Annotated in this window: 22 protein-coding genes and 9 tRNA genes; 14 read left to right on the top strand and 17 right to left on the bottom strand. The window is 53.4% G+C overall.

All coding sequences use genetic code 11. The annotated features are described in order from the left end of the window. Positions 1–68 precede the first annotated feature (68 nt). The 9 genes from NQL71_RS30505 to NQL71_RS30465 all read left to right on the top strand — a co-directional run bounded on the left by NQL71_RS30505 (position 69) and on the right by NQL71_RS30465 (position 1,980). Positions 69–144: transfer RNA gene (locus NQL71_RS30505), tRNA-Asn, on the top strand. Positions 145–156: 12 nt separating this feature from the next. After that, positions 157–243: transfer RNA gene (locus NQL71_RS30500), tRNA-Leu, on the top strand. Positions 244–253: 10 nt separating this feature from the next. Continuing rightward, positions 254–337 (top strand) — tRNA-Leu (locus NQL71_RS30495). A gap of 852 nt (positions 338–1,189) precedes the next feature. Next, positions 1,190–1,265: transfer RNA gene (locus NQL71_RS30490), tRNA-Asp, on the top strand. A gap of 161 nt (positions 1,266–1,426) precedes the next feature. After that, positions 1,427–1,501: transfer RNA gene (locus NQL71_RS30485), tRNA-Asp, on the top strand. Positions 1,502–1,549: 48 nt separating this feature from the next. Continuing rightward, positions 1,550–1,625 (top strand) — tRNA-Glu (locus NQL71_RS30480). 84 nt (positions 1,626–1,709) lie between these two features. Then, positions 1,710–1,787 (top strand) — tRNA-Asp (locus NQL71_RS30475). 6 nt (positions 1,788–1,793) lie between these two features. Then, positions 1,794–1,870, top strand: a tRNA-Arg gene (locus NQL71_RS30470). A 31-nt stretch (positions 1,871–1,901) separates the two neighbouring features. Further along, positions 1,902–1,980 (top strand) — tRNA-Arg (locus NQL71_RS30465). 95 nt (positions 1,981–2,075) lie between these two features. On the opposite strand, the gene NQL71_RS30460 is transcribed toward NQL71_RS30465, so the two are convergent. The 3 genes from NQL71_RS30460 to NQL71_RS30450 are packed head-to-tail and all read right to left on the bottom strand — an operon-like array spanning position 2,076 to position 4,159. Further along, positions 2,076–2,657, bottom strand: a complete 582-nt coding sequence (locus NQL71_RS30460; protein ID WP_274644583.1) for a hypothetical protein — start codon at positions 2,655–2,657, stop codon at positions 2,076–2,078. Between the two features lie 59 nt (positions 2,658–2,716). Beyond that, complete coding sequence (locus NQL71_RS30455; RefSeq protein ID WP_274644582.1) at positions 2,717–3,163, bottom strand: hypothetical protein; 447 nt, start codon at positions 3,161–3,163, stop codon at positions 2,717–2,719. Positions 3,164–3,220: 57 nt separating this feature from the next. Further along, complete coding sequence (locus NQL71_RS30450) at positions 3,221–4,159, bottom strand: SPFH domain-containing protein (RefSeq protein WP_274644581.1); 939 nt, start codon at positions 4,157–4,159, stop codon at positions 3,221–3,223. A 173-nt stretch (positions 4,160–4,332) separates the two neighbouring features. Between NQL71_RS30450 and NQL71_RS30445 the strand changes: the two genes are divergently transcribed. Next, the gene (locus NQL71_RS30445; RefSeq protein WP_274644580.1) at positions 4,333–5,205 is read left to right on the top strand and encodes a hypothetical protein; all 873 of its coding nucleotides are present in this window, start codon (positions 4,333–4,335) and stop codon (positions 5,203–5,205) included. Positions 5,206–5,223: 18 nt separating this feature from the next. Continuing rightward, complete coding sequence (locus tag NQL71_RS30440; protein WP_274644579.1) at positions 5,224–6,174, top strand: hypothetical protein; 951 nt, start codon at positions 5,224–5,226, stop codon at positions 6,172–6,174. Here the strand turns inward: NQL71_RS30440 and NQL71_RS30435 are convergent, their stop codons facing one another. From NQL71_RS30435 to NQL71_RS30405, 7 genes are all read right to left on the bottom strand, one after another. Then, positions 6,175–6,570, bottom strand: coding sequence for a J domain-containing protein (locus tag NQL71_RS30435; RefSeq protein WP_274644578.1), 396 nt, complete (start codon positions 6,568–6,570; stop codon positions 6,175–6,177). A 39-nt stretch (positions 6,571–6,609) separates the two neighbouring features. Further along, positions 6,610–7,338 (bottom strand): metallophosphoesterase, encoded by a 729-nt coding sequence (locus NQL71_RS30430; protein ID WP_274644577.1) that lies wholly within the window; start codon positions 7,336–7,338, stop codon positions 6,610–6,612. Positions 7,339–7,590: 252 nt separating this feature from the next. Further along, positions 7,591–7,902: a hypothetical protein gene (locus tag NQL71_RS30425; protein WP_274644576.1), complete on the bottom strand. Its 312-nt coding sequence runs from the start codon at positions 7,900–7,902 to the stop codon at positions 7,591–7,593. Between the two features lie 102 nt (positions 7,903–8,004). After that, complete coding sequence (locus NQL71_RS30420) at positions 8,005–8,589, bottom strand: hypothetical protein (RefSeq protein ID WP_274644575.1); 585 nt, start codon at positions 8,587–8,589, stop codon at positions 8,005–8,007. An 81-nt stretch (positions 8,590–8,670) separates the two neighbouring features. Further along, complete coding sequence (locus NQL71_RS30415; RefSeq protein WP_274644574.1) at positions 8,671–9,063, bottom strand: hypothetical protein; 393 nt, start codon at positions 9,061–9,063, stop codon at positions 8,671–8,673. Between the two features lie 110 nt (positions 9,064–9,173). Beyond that, entirely contained in the window at positions 9,174–9,548 is a 375-nt protein-coding gene (locus tag NQL71_RS30410; RefSeq protein WP_274644573.1) for a hypothetical protein, read from the bottom strand. Between the two features lie 221 nt (positions 9,549–9,769). After that, the gene (locus NQL71_RS30405) at positions 9,770–10,897 is read right to left on the bottom strand and encodes an ATP-grasp domain-containing protein (protein ID WP_274644572.1); all 1,128 of its coding nucleotides are present in this window, start codon (positions 10,895–10,897) and stop codon (positions 9,770–9,772) included. A 120-nt stretch (positions 10,898–11,017) separates the two neighbouring features. Between NQL71_RS30405 and NQL71_RS30400 the strand changes: the two genes are divergently transcribed. Continuing rightward, a complete protein-coding gene (locus NQL71_RS30400) occupies positions 11,018–11,689 on the top strand; it encodes a hypothetical protein (RefSeq protein ID WP_274644571.1) in 672 nt (223 codons plus the stop codon). Positions 11,690–11,703: 14 nt separating this feature from the next. On the opposite strand, the gene NQL71_RS30395 is transcribed toward NQL71_RS30400, so the two are convergent. The 7 genes from NQL71_RS30395 to NQL71_RS30365 all read right to left on the bottom strand — a co-directional run bounded on the left by NQL71_RS30395 (position 11,704) and on the right by NQL71_RS30365 (position 16,193). Continuing rightward, positions 11,704–12,213: a hypothetical protein gene (locus tag NQL71_RS30395; protein ID WP_274644570.1), complete on the bottom strand. Its 510-nt coding sequence runs from the start codon at positions 12,211–12,213 to the stop codon at positions 11,704–11,706. An 81-nt stretch (positions 12,214–12,294) separates the two neighbouring features. Beyond that, a complete protein-coding gene (locus tag NQL71_RS30390; RefSeq protein ID WP_274644569.1) occupies positions 12,295–12,501 on the bottom strand; it encodes a hypothetical protein in 207 nt (68 codons plus the stop codon). Beyond that, a complete protein-coding gene (locus NQL71_RS30385) occupies positions 12,498–12,722 on the bottom strand; it encodes a hypothetical protein (protein WP_274644568.1) in 225 nt (74 codons plus the stop codon). The genes NQL71_RS30390 and NQL71_RS30385 overlap by 4 nt, the downstream gene beginning before the upstream one ends. Next, on the bottom strand, positions 12,715–12,939 hold the full coding sequence (locus tag NQL71_RS30380; protein ID WP_274644567.1) for a hypothetical protein: 225 nt from the start codon (positions 12,937–12,939) through the stop codon (positions 12,715–12,717). Before NQL71_RS30380 ends, NQL71_RS30385 begins: the two co-directional genes overlap by 8 nt. Before the next feature lie 88 nt (positions 12,940–13,027). Continuing rightward, positions 13,028–14,290 (bottom strand): hypothetical protein, encoded by a 1,263-nt coding sequence (locus NQL71_RS30375; protein ID WP_274644566.1) that lies wholly within the window; start codon positions 14,288–14,290, stop codon positions 13,028–13,030. Positions 14,291–14,400: 110 nt separating this feature from the next. After that, positions 14,401–14,625: a hypothetical protein gene (locus tag NQL71_RS30370; RefSeq protein ID WP_274644565.1), complete on the bottom strand. Its 225-nt coding sequence runs from the start codon at positions 14,623–14,625 to the stop codon at positions 14,401–14,403. A 161-nt stretch (positions 14,626–14,786) separates the two neighbouring features. Then, positions 14,787–16,193: a tRNA nucleotidyltransferase/poly(A) polymerase-related protein gene (locus tag NQL71_RS30365; protein WP_274644564.1), complete on the bottom strand. Its 1,407-nt coding sequence runs from the start codon at positions 16,191–16,193 to the stop codon at positions 14,787–14,789. Between the two features lie 110 nt (positions 16,194–16,303). Between NQL71_RS30365 and NQL71_RS30360 the strand changes: the two genes are divergently transcribed. Together NQL71_RS30360 and NQL71_RS30355 are read left to right on the top strand one after the other, a co-directional pair. Continuing rightward, positions 16,304–17,662 (top strand): hypothetical protein, encoded by a 1,359-nt coding sequence (locus NQL71_RS30360; RefSeq protein ID WP_274644563.1) that lies wholly within the window; start codon positions 16,304–16,306, stop codon positions 17,660–17,662. Between the two features lie 31 nt (positions 17,663–17,693). After that, complete coding sequence (locus tag NQL71_RS30355) at positions 17,694–19,040, top strand: hypothetical protein (protein ID WP_274644562.1); 1,347 nt, start codon at positions 17,694–17,696, stop codon at positions 19,038–19,040. The last annotated feature ends 4 nt before the right edge of the window (positions 19,041–19,044 follow it).

Genomic DNA, 19,044 nt, shown 5'->3' with positions numbered 1-19,044 from the left:
CCAACAAAACAATGACATTCTATTGACACCTTTTTTGGTGGCCAGTAGACTTGATCTTGCAAGGCCATTCCGTGATAGCTCAGTCGGTAGAGCATCGGACTGTTAATCCGAGTGTCCCTGGTTCGAGTCCAGGTCACGGAGCCAGCCTTAAGCACTGCCCGAATGGCGAAACTGGTAGACGCATGGGACTTAAAATCCTCTGCTCGAAAGGGCGTCCCGGTTCGACTCCGGGTTCGGGCACCAAGAATTCAAAGCCGAAGTGGTGGAATTGGTAGACGCGGCTGATTCAAAATCAGTTGCCTACGGCGTGCGGGTTCGAGTCCCGCCTTCGGCACCAAACAAGAAAGGCCCAGCATATGTCTGGGCCTTTTTCATTTTACTGCGCCCTGGATGTCGTCATCATGAAACGCCTGTTTAGTCTGTTGTCCGAGCTTACGCGCCCTGCCCCACAACCAAACCTGGAAGGTCGCATCGAACCTACCGTGCCACGGCACATAGCAGCCTCACCCTTCGAAATGGCCTCAGATGAGCTGGCCAGAGATGGCGCCCGTCGCTTCAGCAATATCGATCAATTACGCGACAGAGTGAAGGGAACGCTTAGTCCCAATAATTAATTTCAAATATTTTAAAAATTGCTGTTGACAGTGTTTCAGGATTAGTTCTATCTTAGCTACATCACTAGTTCAACCGAGTTTTTGACATGACCACTTTCACTCAACGCGATGATGCACGGCAGCAGGACGAACGTCCTGATATCTGCTCGCGTGATGAACGCTCTGTCAAAACTTTCTAGCATCTCAGATTTGAGGGCTAGACGCCCTCTTCTGCTAAAACAGCCGGGGGCCCAAACCTCCGGCTTTTTGTTTTAAGGATTTCTATCATGGCTACCTACACTAACTTCGCTGACCGGACTGATCGTGACGAACGTCGCGATGAGCGCGAGTGCCTGACTGTCTAGTGCCGTGATACGGGGCTAGAAGCCCCCAGATCGACGAACCGGGGGCCATGGCTCCCGGTTTTTTTTGAGTGTTATTTTGTCCCTCTCGTCTAATGGCTCAGGATATCTGGTTCTCAACCAGGTGATTGGGGTTCGAGTCCCCAGAGGGAAACCAATTAGTGGTCATTGCCAGGTTAGAGGCGATGCCAGCAAGGAATAAAGCGCTCATTAAGGTGAGTGTCAAGTTTACAAGGCCCGTTAGCCAAGTTGGAAAGGTACGTGACTGTCTATCACGCATGCAGGGGTTCGAGCCCCCTACGGGTCGCCACTTAGTTACACTTTTCGAAACTGAAAAGTGTGTTTTAAAAGTTACGCTCCATTCGTCTAGCGGCCTAGGACGGAGGGTCTTCGCCCCTCTAACACCGGTTCGAATCCGGTATGGAGAACCAATTATAGCTACACGTTTTATAAAGGTTTATAAGTTACAAAGGCCTGTTAGCCAAGTTGGAAAGGCATATGACTGTCTATCATACATCAGGGGTTCGAGCCCCCTACGGGTCGCCATTTTAGTTGCACTTTGATGCATTTCAAAGTGTTGGTTTTAATAGTTTTGTTCCATTCGTCTAGTGGCCTAGGACAGAGGGTCTTCACCCCTCAAACGCCGGTTCGAGTCCGGTATGGAACTCCAATTTTGTTCGTTGTGTGGAGTGATTTCTGTGTCGGCAATCGAAACATAGACACAATTAAAGCTGTCACTTTGGACACAAAACACGGTTTGTTAGCTCAGCTGGATATGAGCGCCGGCTTGTCACGCCGGAGGTCGCGGGTTCGAGCCCCGTACAAACCGCCACTTACCGCTTCTGTAGCTCAACTGGATAGAGCAGCGCCCTACGAAGGCGAAGGTTAGAGGTTCGAGCCCTCTCAGAAGCACCATTTCAAACGCCTGGCTCACCCCAGACGATCTACCCCAGTCGCCAAACTGGATTAAGGCACCGGTCTTCGAAACCGGTCATGTGCAAGTTCGAATCTTGCCTGGGGTACCACCTTCTCGTCGCCTGCCCAGAAGCCACAATTGATTCCTTCGGTCAGCGTTAAAAATTAACTGGACAGGTGACTGCCAACTGGGTTTTTGGCAGCATCAATGCTCCCACCACTTCGACTTCGGTATGGCCGGATTCATCAGTCGGATTCGGTTTACCATCCCACCCGTCACATGCGAGTCCAGGAAGGTTAGAGGGTATTCCTTTCCCTTCAGCCACAGGGTTAGATTATACGTTGGGTTCCGGTAACCACTCCTCCCCGTCTGAGCTGTCTCGATCAACTCTGCGGGAACAATGGCGATACGAGCCGAAAAACGCTCGTAATACACGACAGCTCCGAGATCAAAGCACAAAAGAAGGTTTTTATCCCTGCCACGCCGTTCGGGGTCGCCGCTTAGCAGGTCACCCAGCACGAAATCAGCTCTTTTGCTGTGCAAATAAAGCCATTCGCTGACGGCGTAGATCCCCACCAGAATAATGGCCAGGGATAGCTCTGAAGCCACGGCGGTCAGCAGCCCGACGACGCCCACCGCCCAGCGCCAGCGAAGTGTTACGAGACGCATCTGCTGCTTAAAATCAGCAAAGTACGCATCCGGAAGATCGTAGGTCACCACGCTCCTCGCGCCGACGCCCTGATCCAAGGCTTTCGCCAACACACTGCTCAGCGATGTATCTGACATATCGATCCCCCAAGTGCGTCTTCCTACTGAGGCCTGCGAATGCTGCCGTCAGGGCGAACCTATTTGGATGTTGCGGAAGTTAGCAGCCCTATCGCTTGAAGCTCCGCCTTGACTGCAGCCTGGAAAGCATCCGTCTTGACGGTGCTCAGGTTAAGAATTTTCTCCGCGCAAGCTTCGTCGCTGAGTTCTTGGTACACAATCACTTTGGCAGCCACAAAACTCTTTGCCGCCACCACCACACGCTCAGGATTGGTCGGATCGAAACCTTTCACCGCCATAGCCAGCAAGTACATGCCCAGCGTAAACACAAGGGCAATGGGCGCCATCATGCAGATCACAAGCGTAACAAGCGCCTCTGGCTTTGCGCCATTCAGCAATGCCTGGAGGGTCACTGCCTCAAAAGCCCTGTGTCCAAAAAAGAAACAAACCGTGGAGAACAACACCAATAGCACGCCATAAACCAAATTCCAGAATGCTGCATTTTTTTGCACGTCAGCTTTGCTCATCATCATTGCCTCAAAAGGTCGTGCGGAGAACGGGGGCCGACGCCGGCCCCCATGCAATCATTCATTGACTGATATGGTGGGTGTAGCGGCCTTCTCACTGATCATCACGGTCAGCAAGTTGGTCACGAGCGTGGCTTTTTGCGACTCGGTGAACTCGACCGTAGGGCCATGATCGCTTTCTTCACCCAGTTGCTTGATCACCTGGCGTACCAGGGGTACGGAAGCATCCAGGATCGCAGTACGGGCCGAGACCATCGCGCTCGCCTGCTGGCGCAGAAGCATCAAGCCAGCGATCTCCTGCGCATACGCAATATTGCTCAACCGGACATCGAGTACACGAATACCGATGATGAACAGCTTCTTCTGGATCTTCTCCCGCATTTCATTCGCGATTTGTTCGGAGTTCTGGCGAAGGCAGGTTTTATCCGTCTTCTCCTTCATCTCCGCATCCGACAGATCGAATGGGTAGATCGACACCGATTCACGCAGGACGACTTCCATGGCATTGGCGACGATTGAATCCGGGTCATCGGCGTTAAAAATGTAGGACTCAGGGTTTACCACCCGATAGTTCAAGACAGCGCCAACGGTGATTGGACGTCCATCACTGTCGGTCATTTTAACGCTGGCCGTGGTTAGGGTCTTGGCTTTCAGACTGACCCTGGAACCGTCCATGAAGGGGTTAATCCAGAAAAAACCACTATCGAGCGCCGAGCCTTTCCGAGTGCCGAAAAACGTCAGCACCACCGATTCGTTCGGGTTGATCTGCGTGAATCCACTCCACGACAGCATGAGTACAATCAGTGCCAGCGGGCACGCAAAGTCATAAATGTCGCCGATGAGATACGCGTGACTGCCATCAGCACGAATACCGTAGCCAATGAACGGCATGTAGATGATGCAGGCCAATGCCAGGATCATCACCAACACCATGGCACCACCGTTGAAGGGGGTGTAGCGTCGGATTTCATGCTTATGGTCTTGCTCTTGTTCCATGAAAAGTACCTATGTGAATGAAGGTTACAGCCGCAGCTGGCTCGCTTTGCACAACTCACAAACTATACCGATATATTGACACTGCGACAAACAACATGCCTGTGACACTGGCGCCAGCCAGACCGCGTGCGTCACACTTAAATATCGTCGCAATCACTTCAGGCTGCCGCAGCATGACCCCGGATTATCGCCAGCTCTCTGATGAGGATCTTCTGGATCTTGTGCTCTACGACAAGATCGAGGTTCAGGACATTCCGCCAGCCAGAATGACTCGATCTTTCATACTCGAGGGCTCCCGGCAATTGCAGCGGTTTACCAAGAAGCTCACCCCGGAGCAATTCACTCCGGAAGTGCAGACGATTGAGATCGAGCATTTACTCAAAGCGCTTAGTTTTGTGGAGCTGGCCACGCTGCCCGAGAAGGCCGGTTACGCTGTGGTCGCCAGGCTGTATTTGAAGCGGTTCTCGGACAACATTCACGAAATACATCCGTCCTACCTGACTGATGATGACATCCAGACCGCCATCCTGAAAAATCCTGACTTGGTGAAATTACACAACCCTTCTCTCTTTGTTGCTGCACTCACACCGGCCCTGGCCAATCAACTGATTGAACATGACATTGCCAAGATCGATATGGTCGACCCATGGGTCATCACCGACGAATCTCTAAAGGCCGGCATTCACAAGAGGCCGCTCCGACTCCCCCATTTCGGAAAAGGCGAAGCGTTTCGACGCCTCATGGCTTTGCTCAAAACCGGATACTGGCCAGATCCAGACAACAACATCTGGATTACCTACCACAAACCCAGGACAGTGGCTGAGGCCGTAAAGAACAGACTGGCTGACCACAATCAGCTGGCTGATATAACTCTACTCGATGCATATCTTTGCATTCAGCCGCTGACGTCTCTGAAGCTTCACGTGAGCAACAATGAGCTCCTCTTGCGCCTGATGCCCTGGTATCCGAAAGAAGAGGTGCTATCGACCTTCAAGGAGAACCTGGTGGTGGTCGGCGATGTGTTCAAAGCAGACCTCGGTCTCTAACCAAAAAGGATTTTCCCGATGACCGACGCGCACGAAAGCTATGACCACTACGATTACGAACCGTCGCCATTTGAGACCAAACCAAAGGGTGACTGGACTGACCAGGACTACGCCGATGCTTTGGGTGAGCAGAAAATCGTCTGGAATGAGATTCCTGGGTCATTCAGAACCAGCACGGTCTACCGGGTGGCCGTGACTCAGGATCGTACGTTGTACGGGCAAATACCGAAGGATCATCTGAATACCGAAATTCAGCTGAATGCGATCCGAACTTTCCCCGCGTTGTTCGCTGAGCAGAAGTTCTTTAACCCAAAGCTCTGCGATAACTACTACACCCTGGCGTGCGCGGCGGTCGCGACTGACGCCCAAAATATCTACGAGGTCAGCATTCAGTGCATTGATCGTCGTCTAGTGAGCGAGGCCATCCTCACCCAGCCGACCGTGGTGTACCACCTGTGGCAAAGATCGGAAGAACTGTGCAAAGAATTGGTGGATCAAGCCTTCGTCGAAGAGGCGGCTATCGATAACCTCAGCTGCATAGTCCTGCACAAATCGTTTAAGGGCAGAAACTACCTCGCTGACTTCCCTCTCCCGGATGAGGTGCTGATCAAAGCCGTCGAGGCACAACCGAAGAAAGCCCGCTTGCTCGCAGAACTTGGCAGGGAGGGACTGCTCACTGAAATGATCAGGTCTGGCTACTGGCCTGAACACTGGCATGACATATCCAGGCCACAAGACCTGGATGCAGGCATTACGGCGTTCATCCGGAACAAGGAATCTGCAATTCAGCGAGCCTACTACAAGGCCTACATCAACCAGTGGCCATCGAGTGAAGTCATTCCCCTGATGCTCAACTGGCCGAGGAAAAACTACCTCCCGGACTTGTTCCCCAAGGAGGAATTGTTTGACGTGTTCAAGGGCGATCTGCAGACCCTGGGCAAATGGTTCAGCGAAGACCTTGGACTGTAATCATTTACGCAGGATGAGCCAGGCCACGACCAGCAGCACGACGGCGAGGACTTTGACGCTCGTCTTCACCTCCCAGGGATTAATGGGCTTAAACCTCTCCTGAGAGGCCTTGCCGGCCCCTTCCCTGTCTGCACCATTACTCTGACCGAACACCTTTCTCCCCTCCAGCGCTTTCTGCTGGTACAGCTTGGTGTCATAGCTCATGCGCTTCTGAGGATCCATCAGCGTGGTGTACGCCAAGTTGAGCATGGTCATGACACGCACCGCCTCAGGCGAACCTTGATGGCGGTCAGGATGGTGCCGCTGAGCCAGACGCTTGAAGGCAGTCCTGATCTCAGTGGTCGTCGCGTTTTGGCTCACTCCGAGCCGGTCGTAATGCGTAATGGTGTGTTCCATAGGGGTATCATCGTGCTAATTGTTCGTAGGGTGTCTGCCTCAGGGTGTTTCCAGGGTTAACGTACAACTCTCGTACGTTTCGTTGCTGTTCATGTCGACCAAGGTCAGGAAACCGTGCTGCTCGGGATAGCAGACGCCGGTGTCGATGTAGCAAATATTGCCAAGCCTTTGTCGACTTTTAAGGGACGTGTGACCAACAAATAATATGTCTAAATTGCCTATCGTTTTGTTGTACCGGTCAACACGCCATACGGTCGATTCAGCCAAATGACTCCCCCTCAATAACTCGGGAGAGTAGTGGCTGATTTCCAGAACGAAATCATCCCAATCATCCATAGGACATTGTGCGTGCACGATCCCAAGTCGACGCCCATCTTGAGCTTCCACCTCGATAGCCAAGGGTAATCGCTGAAACGCGTGAATGATTGCCGCTCGGGTACCGGATGGCAGTTCATAGAACCAGGCTCCCCCATGATTGACATGCCTCTGCCGACGGCCCTGTAGATCGACGCCGGCAGCAATGCACATCAAATCGTGGTTGCCAATAACCGCATGCACCCAGGGTTTGGCCAGCCATTCGAGAACCTTTATGGAGAATGGGCCACGGTCGACCAGATCGCCGGCGATAAACAGGCGGTCTTTTTCCGGGTCAAAACTGACATGCTCTAGCAGCGCTTCCAGTTCACCGTAATGTCCGTGAACATCACTGGCAATAAAGTCTCGGCCACGCGTGTTTTTTGAGAACTTGAGGTAGTTTTTATTGGTCATGCGAGGCCATCCTCGACAACTCACAACCGCTATCGGGATGGGCCATCAATCAACTTACGACAGCATTGAACCTGCAGGACGAAACGCCGCAAGGGACTCAACAAACTGGAGAGAAGAAGTTGACACAGGTAACCGACTTCGGAGGAGATTTTTGATGGCCCAGGTTAACACTTATTATAGACAAAACAAAGCCTTAAGCGGACTCGCAAGATCCGCTTAGAGGGAGGTATAAATCGATGGTTTTACAGTCGGCTACTCATTAGCGCACAAGAACTCGAGGCATCCTATCAACCAGAAAAATGCACCCCAAGCTGCAATTGATCCAACACACTTAAGGGCAAGAATTGCCCACTCACCCAGTGTTTGGTCTGCTAGAACAGGGACTTGCAGGAAAAAGTTAACCACGGCGATCACCAAAATGACCAACGAGGTCGGCACCGCAATCATCACGAAGCGACCCACTTTATTCAGGCGTGGCTCACGCAGTCCGCATTGGCAGTAAGGACAATGCTGCGGGTCATTGCGTAATTCTGTCTTGCATTCCGGGCAGGTAACAGTGGCCATGGGAAAATCACCTGAGTGGTTTCTCTTATTAACAACTATTCACGCTCATTAGTCAATTGCCCGTATAGCAAAAAGCCGCCATCTGGCGGCTTTAGATGATGCTTAATGCGTCAACTCACCGCGAATCGTGTCGATTCGACCGAGCAGTCCTTCAAGGGGATAGCCCTCTTCAATCAAGCGGGACACATCGCCCTTCAACGAGAGAACGTGTGAGGAGGCTGAATTCAGTTTTTTAGCCACGTCACGATCTTTGGTGTGGGCGTAAGACGCACCCAGGTCGGGACGAATATCAAAGGGCTGAACCTTCAGCAGGTTGGCCAGGGAGACCAGTACCGATTGCGTCAGCGGGCGCTTGCCGTTCAAAGCAATGGTCAAGTTGGAGCGATCAACCCCTATGCTTTTGGCAGCCGCGCAACGAGTGATGCGGTTGGAGCGCTGATACAATGCCCAGGCGCCAACTAGACGCTCCCAAGTTTCGCGGTCAGAGCCTTTGACGGCGACGTCGATGGGCGTTTTAAGAATTTCTTCACAAGCTTTGATGATGGCTTTGCCGAAAAAACGCAGGTTTTCATGCTGTCCCGGCATCTTGAGCGGTTCGAGCTCGCGCAGGTAACTATTCTCTGGCAGCCGACTCCAAATGCCATCCAGCAGCTGCCCCAAATTAGGCTTGGTGGGCTTTCTCGCCATGTTAAACAGGCCTCCCTTGTGAGTGGGCCGCGAATGCAGTCGTGGCTGGGTTACGAGTGGAAAAGTAAGTGATCATCGAGTTCACTGCTTTGGTGCTCCCTGGTTAGGCTCAGGGTTGCAGTTCGGAATGACGACATCCCCTTCCACCAGCCCCATACGGGAAAATTCTTTGAAGACGCAGCGCTTGGCTTGCGGCTCGAAGTAGGACACCCACAGTGAATCTTCTTTCCAGGTAGCGCCGAGGAACTGAGCATTGGTGGGGAGCTCAACGGTAAGCGTGCCCCCGAAGCGGCGAGCGACTGTGTTTCCCAGGTAGAACTGCCAGAAACTCCAGCCGACGACGCCGACCAACAGCGCTGAGCAGAACGCCTTGCCCAGACGAGTCAACTGACTGCCGCTTGCGTACTGTAAGACAACGAAACCCACGAGGCCCATAACCACCAGCAACGCGATGAAATAGACGTAAATAGCCATAAATACCAACGTAACAGTGAGCCCCCTCCTTGGCGGAGGGTATCTAGCCGGAAATATACCTTAAATTGACAAAAATATGAAATCGGTTTTTCCGCTAACCGTCCAGGGCCTCAGGCCATGTCCAGCAGATCGGCATGCACACTGTCCCACTGCTCTTTTGCCGTTTTGCGCAGGGTTGCGCTAGTCACGGCGGCAAAGGTGTTCAGCGATTCTTCCAGATCCAGCGGCGGTATCCGGCGCACCCGATTCAGCGACACCCAGAAGGCATCCAGGGCGTCGAGGTTGAACTCCCCCGCGCCTTCCACATCCAGGGCGGACTCTGGATCATCCAATGCCTCATGCCACGGGTAAAGCTCCCCGTCGATAATGAGGTCGCAGCACACTTGTTCGTCCACCAGGCGGGCGCGTTGCATCACCAGCCAACGGCCACAGCACTCATAGCGGACGTCGGTATCCTGGGTAGGCACTGGAATCGGTTGACTCATGTTCAGAATCCTTCTTGGAATTAGATGCCAGGTCAGGCCTCCCGGTGTTGGGTGGCCGCCCCGCTGTGTTTGTCACCAACCTGACTGCGCTTAGATCCACGGCGGGCGCTATTGCGCTCAAGACATAGCTCTGACAGTTCAAACAGATATCACCGCTAGAACGGCCACAGGGGAGCTTCAAGCCGGCCTGCCTGCGGCGATCCGGAGATACGACTTCTCTCTTACACCACGCCCTCGGCTTCACTCACTCCCGCCGTCGGCAACATTACCGCTTTCGACCACGAGAACAATCGGCGTCCGATCTGAGGCGTCGGCAACTCGCCAATGTTCTGACCTTTAGACGCGTGCAGCTTCAACCACAGCCACGGCAGGTTAACCCCGCAAAGCAGACTCAGGCCCAGGCCATCACTAAAGCGTGGGCTGGCGCTGAGCACCTTACAGCGACCCTCGCTGTCGAGCTTGAACTTGGCGTTGAACAAACCGGAAAAGCCAAATTCACGGACGATTATTTGCAGCTTGCGGCGCAGCTCGGGGTTGTCGACGATTAACTCACCCTCCTCCTCGCCTTCCGGTTTCTGGCGAGCGACGTAGGTCACAAGCTGACCTTTCCACGCCAGGCAATCCACGGAGAATTCTTGGCCAGGCAGGTACTCCATCACCATCCAGTTATTGGCGGCGCCGGCTTTGATCGAAGCCTGGTGCGCCAGCAAACCGAAATCAGGGAAGCGCATGACCTTGTTCTCAGGAAAGAACAGTTGCTGGTGTGGATCAGGGTGGTCGTCGAAACGGTAGAACGCTTTGCCAAGTAGCCGATTGGACGGTTTTGCGCAGACAGCCTTAAGCTCATCCGGAACAGCCACCATGCGTGTTTTGATGGTCGCCACGCTGTCATTCAGCTGGGTCTCATAGTCGTCGTTCCAGATCAGCCAGGCCGGCACCATGTCGCCATAGTAGGCCTGCTCAAGCCGGTGGTAGAACTCAGCCTTAACGTCGAGCACCGCCAGTTCCTTTGGCGAACAGCTGTACAGCAACTCCACGCCGATGGCCCGGAAGTCTTCACGGCGCTCGATCATCGCTGCATAGAAACGACTGACGACGATACAGTCGATGCCATGCTCGGCGGCATAGCCCAGGGCCCAGTCAGTGTAATCCTGCGCCGAAATGCTCGAAGCTTCGACCGCGACCTGGTCAGCCAGGGTGAAACCGATGAAGTTCGGGTTGTGGTGCGTCACATGGATTTGTTGCAGAATACGCTCGCTTTCAGGGAGCATCGACTCATGTTGCTTGATGGACTGAATGGCTTCGGCGATCACTGCCATTCCGTCGTTGAACCAGACCTTGAGCTTCACGTACACCACACCCTGAGCCATAAAATATGGGCGGATGGTACGTAGCGGATTGATAAACTGTCAATATATACGAGTTGTTTCAAGGGGTTAATCACACCTCATTCATGCATGGAGAAGGCGGTGAACAAGGCTTGCAGCGTCAGCAAAATAAAGACAGCGACATTGGCATTTACCGCGTCACCCCCTGTGGAGATGTCCGTGTGCACAGAAAGCCAGGAAGAATACCGTCAGCGCCTGAACACCATCATCAAATGGGAAGTGGCGCAGTATTTCGATACAGGCAAGAAAGAACCGGCCAACTGGGGGCAGTTTAGCCTCCAGCGCAGCATGGTATTTCCCGTCCACAAAGGAACCACCGCCTACTCCTATCAGGGAAAAGGCCTAATCCACGCCTATGATCTGAGCATGCTCAAGCCGGCGTTGATGAAAACCAAGGGAAAGAAGCTGAAGGATTATCAGGAGGCTGTAGACCGATTCACTCGCGTCGCAAGCACTCTATCCGTCAATGACCTTCATGAGCTGAAGATCCACTACCAGGGTGACCTGACGCTCGCTCTCAGGGTGAAAGACAGGCAACTCCATTGGATTACCGGGGAAGAAACCCACGAGACCCTCACCTTCCAGGACTCGGAAACCGCTGAAGGCCTGATGACCGCGTTGGAGCAATACGGGGAAACTGGCGAGATCGATGATGCCTACACGATGTTCATGCTAACGCCATTCGATCTGCACAAATCGGAGATGAACCTCAATCAGAGGGGCCGACTGTTCGCCATCGACCTCGGGCTCTGACAACACGTACGCAATTACGGGGAAGGCGAGTCATCCTCGACGCGCTGGCGGCTTGGCGCAGGTGACTTGCTGCTAAGCAAGACCTTGAGTTCAGGCTCCAGGAGTTCCCGCATTTTCACATGATGGCCGCACGAGAAATCGAGCAGCTTCGCTTTGAATTCTTCCACGACCCGGCGTTCGTCGTAGAGCTCTGGGAAGGTTGCTTCGTCAGCCATCACGATGAGGATTACATCTTTGGGCACGGTGTAATCACCGAGGGTTCTTTCCGTAAGCAGCTTGGCTGACAGTTCCGACAGCTTCTGGATACTTGTCTGATCGCCGGTGTACGCCTCAATCGAGAAAACCGCGACACCCAGTTTTTTCGTGTTGATATCCATGATGTTATAGCGCTCGTCAGTCACGCCTTCGAGAAAGTTTTCAGGCGCCTTGGCAATAATCAGCCTGTGATCCGCCCCCAAATCGTTGAGCATGGAAAAGACGATGCCATGGTTTGGGCCATGACCTTTCTTGATCAGGAAATTCATAGAGGTTCCTCGTGATTTCTTCCCAGCTTAGCACTGGCATATGGGCTGGCGGTACGCACCAGATGGCTTACCGTGACGAACCTAGTCGAACAAATTCGTGAACTTGAGCACGTCGGTCTCGGCGGAGTAGCCATTAGGCAGTCTTTCGAGCCAGCCAAGCCTCACAAGCCGTTCAAGGCTGTCAGCGTTAGGTATACGCAGTGATTCGTCGTAGCAGCAGTCCAGGAAGCGCCTGGCGGCAGACTTATCCGCGCTGGTCGGCGTGAGTAAGGCGACTTCAGTCGTCATTTTCCCTTTCTCGCAGTCTTATTTACCAGGCGCTCGCCAACCTCGGACGGCGAATACACCGTAGCGTAGTCGGAATCCCAATGATTCGAGCAATCGAAGTGGCCTTGACCTTTAAGGCCATTGGCATCGACAAGCCCTTCGTACCAAAAGCCGATCATCCACTCCTCCGACCCTTCCGGGCGGATCCAGTAATATCCGGAATCACGCACATTGTCAGTCATTGGCCGCCACCTTTTCGCGCTCTACCTGGGCGAGGTAAGCAGTAAAACCTTTAATTTTCTCTTCAACCCAGCTGTCTGGCGTCTCAGCATCCAGAGATCCGCCGTTGGTGAAGTACCAGTCGGCGTATTCCCAGCCGGCGAGATAGTCTTCTGTGCAGTCTGCCGGGGGCGATTTCTGAAGCTGGTGTTGAGGCAGCGTCTTGGCAGCGTTAGACATGGCGAAATCCCTTTGTGTCGTTCGGTGCAGATGAATGCACAGACTGTATGCCTCTAGAGGTTAATCGTCAAGGGAGTACCAAGAAATGCTATAGCTCGGGTGCGCTAGGATCGAGTGTGGTTTTTCCGAACTCGACCCATTTGACTTTGGAGACACCTTTCAGCGCCACCTCATCATCCGGAAAACCATCAACCGCAGTTAGGCCGGACACCTCAAAAGGAAAGAGGCCAGCACAAGGCGCCACGCCGTTATACGGGTCGTGCGGGTCTCGCCAGTAAACACCGGAGATGACCTCAGGGAATTTTTCCTTGGCCCATTCAATAATCGCAAATTCCACACCAATGATGTCGTGCGGACGAAAACCATGCCTGGCCAACAATTCAGAGGTACCCACCTGGATGCAGGCCTGCGACAGCGTTTTATCATCACCCTCCTCCATTTCGGCCTCAGCGTCCTCTCGGGTTTTGTAGCTGTAGCTTTGAACGCCATCCATCTCGTCGTCGTACCAACTGAGACTGAAAATCGTCCGAGGTTCCAGCAAACCCTGGGCAATCCCCCATTCGGTTATTTCTTGCTTCAGCGCTTCAGCAGTCGACGTCATGGGATCGAGGATCGAATACAAGTCTAGCAGCGTTGTGCTGTCTGCCTTGAGGTGGAGCTTCTTACCGCCGAATTTGGAGATACGCTGCCAAGCTTCAGGACAGGCAGACATGGAGAATAGATTCCCTTCGTAGCTTGTCCCTCGCTCGAACTTATGACTGGCGTCGAGGGATCCCCAGTGCCAGAGCGAAGCCACTTTGATTACTGGGATCTTAGATCCTCCGGGTATTGAAGCCACTGGAGAAGAAGACCCTGACGAGAGTGCCTGTCCAACTGAAATGAAGTTTTCCTGAATGAAGTCAGCAATGATCGAGAAGTCTTCAAGGGCGATCTCTGCAGACGATTCATCGCAGCCAGAGATGCCATACAACTCGTCCACTTCCATAAGCCTGGCACTGCATGGCTGACGTGTAATCCCGCTCCAGAACGCCACCGCCGCCTCTATGGTGTGAACACCATTGGCATCAAGGATCAGTTGGGCTGCGCTGTTGTACAAGCCACTGTGCACCGGCATCCCAGCGTCATCGACAATGGCAATCACCGCTTCCTGGCTCAGCGCATCAGCCAGTCCGATGGTTAGGTCGTGGCACGAGCCATGCGCCAGCTCCATCACTGCGGACTCAATCGAGGCGTTTTTCTCGCTGTAAGTCTCGGAGAGCTTCGCGAAAGCTTGCGTGTCTTCGATGGGTAAATCGAACGATTTCACCGCGCCGGCCAGAAACTTTTGAGCGAAATCAATACTGGAACTCATTGCGGCCACTCTCCACGGGAACTCAGGAAACGCCGGCAGGACTATTGCCTGCCGGCCATCTCTCTATCGTAACGAAGGAGCTCCACGACTGGCGAACAGCAAAAGACCGCTCAGTTAAAGCGGATCACTTCGCCTCTAGTCAACTGGCGATGAGATTCCAGGGCGCCAGCGTCGCTCCGTTTTGGATTGTCTGGCTGGTAGTGCCGGGCTTTTTCCGGATCATTCGTCCAGCAGAACGAATAACCGTAGCCGGTGGCGTAAGAGCTACCCTTTAGGTACTTGCCACGCTTCTTGATGGTGTACAACGGTGCTTTTCTGTCCATTGCGTTCGACATGGTGGGCTCCAGATTATTTCGATCAAAAAGCAATATGGCTCAGGTTTGCCAGAATGCAAGAAATGGCGAAGTTCGCAGTCAATTATTTAACAATATTGCCGGCCTAGTCTTTGGCCGGAATATCAGGAACAACAGGGCAAGGGCCTTGGCACCCTACCCAGTTAACGCCCTGGCCCGAAGTCAGTTTCCGGCTGCTCCTTGAGAAAGCGACTAACCGCATCGCGACGAGCTGTCCTCACCGCCGTCTTGGCAGCCTCCAGGATCAACGCCTTATCCGGTGTCCGGTTCCTTGCAATGGCCCGTGCCTCTTCCTTCGCCATGGTGGCCTGCATGATCGGGCCTGGCTTGACCGAACTCACCGCTTCCATGGCGCTCAGCAGGTAAGCTCCCTGCAGATACGTTTCTGGCCTTTTGGTCGAACCATCCTTTTGACGAATACGTCGGCCAAAGTTATCCGCTGCGCACATCGTCGCCACATCCCCTAAAAAGGCCTTGTCATGGCGCTGAATTCGATCAAGGTCAAGGCGCTCATATAGCGCCTGAAGGCCCTGGCGACCTGCTGACGAAATGCGGTGTACTTCTTGATGGGTCAACGCACATTTGTGCACAAAGTACTGGATTTCAGACGGCATCTTGATGCGGGCGGCCAGCGTGTCAAGAAGCCCCTCAAAACGTTCTACATTTTCGTGCCCATGGTGATGGCCACGAACGGAGCCGTCCGCGTACCACAGCAAATCGGCTGGTGTCTTGATCTTGCCCAGGTCATGGAGCAAAGCAGCCATGCGAATCCGCAGAGAGCTCGCCGTTGAATGGCCCGTCGTTAGCTTGGCCGCTTCATCGAGAACCATCTTGGTATGGATCCAGACATCACCCTCGGCGTGGTAATCATCCCGCTGTGGAACGCCCTTCATCTGCTCTAGTTCAGGGAACAGGACTTTCAGCGCCCCACAGGCATCCAGCACATCAAAATAGACGTGTGGGTTGGGTGTCAGCATCGCCTTCTCGGTTTCTTTCCAAATCCGTTCTGGCTTGATGTTGGGCTTGCCGCTCGGCGTCGTTGGATTGAGCATCCCTTTGGACGTCATCTCAGTCATCAGAGACATGGTCTCTGGCGCCACAGAGAAGTCGTACCTTGCCGCGAAGCGGGCTACGCGCAGAATGCGCAACGGATCCTCAGCAAAGCTCGGGCCGACATGCCGCAGCGTGCGATTTTGAAGGTCTTGTTGGCCGCCGTAGGGATCGAACACCGTTCCGTCATCCAGCTCGGCCATGGCGTTGATGGTGCAATCCCGGCGCCCAAGATCTTGCTCCAGCGTGATGCCTTCCCACTTGTACTTGAAGTCGTTGTAACCATCACCGGTGCTGATTTCCGAGCGGCCAAGGGCGTACTCGTCGCCGGTTTCCGGGTGCAGAAAGACCGGGAAATCCCCGCCCACCTGGGTAAAGCCGCGACTCAACATTGACTCCGGTGATTCGCCGATCACCACATAGTCGATATCCGTGGGCTCAAGGCCAAGCAGCCTATCCCGGACACAACCCCCCACTCTGTAGCACTTCTCAAATGTCATAGGCCTATATCCTCCCTGACGGGTACCAAGTGCGTGTGTCTTACGCACGCGCTCACATGTTAAATTCAAGTATGACTCACGCCGCAACGGCAAAGAAGAGATTCTCGTGCATGGACAACACCTTCCTCGGGCAATATTACCCAGCAGCCTCTGATCGTGAGCGCCGAGCCCTGGCCGAGAGGATCAGACACATCTCTGATGAAGATCGAGCCGCCCTGTTCAATGACCTGTCGAAGATGTCCGCTGATACCCTATTCTACTTCGTTGAGGGTATGACTCAGGCTCAGGCATTACCGCACCTGGTCACCATGGCTATCGAATCCAGGCCAACTTTAACGGGTTTCAACTACAACAACACCCTCTCCATGATCAACTTGGCGCTAAAAACCCCTTTCGACGAAAAATTCGACAAGGCCGCTGCCGTCTCCGGCGTTGCTAAGCTGATCAAAGGGTATGTGCACCGCACCAACATGAACCTCATCGAAGGTATCTCAACGTCGCTGACGAAGGAATCGATAACCCTCTTGTCGGGTCATCACGAGATCGACGAGGCATTTGTTGAACACCTCGGGCGTGCATTAACTAAAAAACCAAGTTTCGCGCAGACCCAAAACATCATTTATGGCCTGCGTGATCTTGATATTCCACTCTCGTTCGCAACCTTCCTCGTTACGATCAAGGAGCCTGAGCAATACGCCATTCGTTCGAACCTCTTAAACGACTTTTACCACGGCAATGCCTTGACGCCCGCCTACATCAAAACCATTCGTGCCGAGTTGGGCGATGACGTTCTGATTAACCTGGCCAGGTTGAACATTAACGAAAAGAAAGCCGGCCTCACATCCTTCAACTGGATAGTGAGTGAATTGACAGAAGCGGTTGTGATCAACCAGGCCACCCTGGATCAGCAGCTTGCAGCTTCTATCAAGGCGAAAAAGGCCTGTGATTTTTTCAGCGACATTCTGGCGGGAACCAAAGGCTCTGGGATCTACGAACAATCTGCCACGTTTGTGTTGAACAACCTGGCTACCCTCATCAAGCACGAAAAACTGGCACCGAGTGAATCTTTTGCCTACTTTGCCAGGGATTCAAAACGGGGCCAGGAGCTGGTAAGCGTTTACCTGGACAAAATAGCGTCCATGATTTCGGGGCTGGATGATTTCCGCGATGTGAACCCTGAGCATCGCTTCGACGCTAAGGCCAATACCCAAGGCGCGGTGTTGAGCGAGGTGTTCAACATTCGCTATGAACTGCCTGAAGCTCGGGACATCAAAACCTGGCGCAACGCAACCATCCGGGCTATCACCACCACTGGTGTGCTGGAGTTTGCCGAGAGCCTAGCCGACATCCATGAACCAGCTGCAATGGCGATCTACAAGGACATGGGCACCGTAGCGAACCGAGATGAAATCCTGAAGAAGTTCATGAAGATTCGCCAGGTCGCGTTCTGTTCCGACTTAGGTATGTGAAACATCCCCCAACCACGAAAGAGACGTAAGCATGCAGAACACCTTCCTCGGGGAAAATTTCACTCTCCCAGCATTTTCAGAAAAGGCGCTGCTGGGAGAAAGAATCAAGAATATGACCGCCGAAGAGCGGACTTACCTTGAAAATGACCTGGCGGCCATGAGTGCTGAGGCTGTGTATCACATCGTCTCCCAAATGGCTGTCGCCACCCGTCTGCCAAATCTGGCCAGTGCGGCTGTAGCTTCTCGCCCTGTGCCCACGGGTTTTTGCTTTAATCACACCTTGTCGATGCTCAATTACGTCCTGGTCAATCAGGATGAAGAGGAGTTTGACGCCGACCAAGCGCTCCTCGACGCCGCCAGCCTGATCAAAGGCTATCAGCACCGGACGAACATGAACCTGCTAGAAGAAGTTTCACCCCAGGTTACCAAAAAGTCGAAGGCGTTGATGGCCGGGAACGCAGGCATCGACGAAGCCTTTGTCGAACACCTTGGCCGAGCACTGGAGAAAAGGTTAGTTTTCAGCAAAGCGGAAGGCATGATCGCCGGCCTATGTGAACTAAACCTTCCCCAGTCACTTAAATGCGTACTGGCTGCCTTCAAGGCGTCAAAGCATGTGCACCTCCTCCATACAACACTCCAGGATTTGTACACAAAGGACGCACTCAACCCGGCTTACATCGAAGTGGTGAGGTCTGTGTTGGGCGACCAGAGCTTGATCAGCCTGGCCAGGACGCACCTGAATGACAACTCTGGGCAGAAGTCTTTTGTTTGGCTACTGGAAGCATTTTCAGAGAAGACACTGCTCGATCACCTTACCCTGGGTGATCATCTGGAATATTCGATCAAGCTGAAGAAGCCCTGTTTCTTCTTCAACAGCATTCTGAGAGGGAACAAAGAGCTAGGTCTTCTCCAGAATACTGGGAACTTTGTGTTGGACAACCTCGCGGTTTTGGTCGCGAGCGAAGCATTTCCGCCCAGCGATAAGCTGGTCGAGTTTGCCATCCAACAAGGACGCGGCGCCGAATTGGTTAGTCTGTATCTGGACAATATTCGGGCACAGATCACTCGTATGGAGGATCGTGTTCAGGCCGAAGATCGTTTCGATTCGATAGGCGCCACACCGGGCCAGGTGTTGAATGAAGTCCTCAAGAATCGCTATAGCATTGAGGCTCCGGAGATTACCCGGTGGCGTGATGCGACCATCCGAGCCGTCATCAAAATTGGCGTGCTGGAGTTTCAGACGGTACTGGCTGACATGAACGAGGAGCTGGCCACCACCCTTCACAAGCAAATTGGTAATGCGCCGAACCGTATGGAAATTCTGGAGAAGTGCCTCAAGATTCGGCAGGTCGCGTTCAGCCACGACCTGGGCTTGTAGCGAG

The sequence above is a fragment of the Pseudomonas serbica genome (genome assembly GCF_028823535.1).
Lineage (GTDB): Bacteria > Pseudomonadota > Gammaproteobacteria > Pseudomonadales > Pseudomonadaceae > Aquipseudomonas > Aquipseudomonas serbica.
Note: the sequence above shows the minus strand (reverse complement) of the source record. Positions and strands in the feature narration are given on the sequence as shown.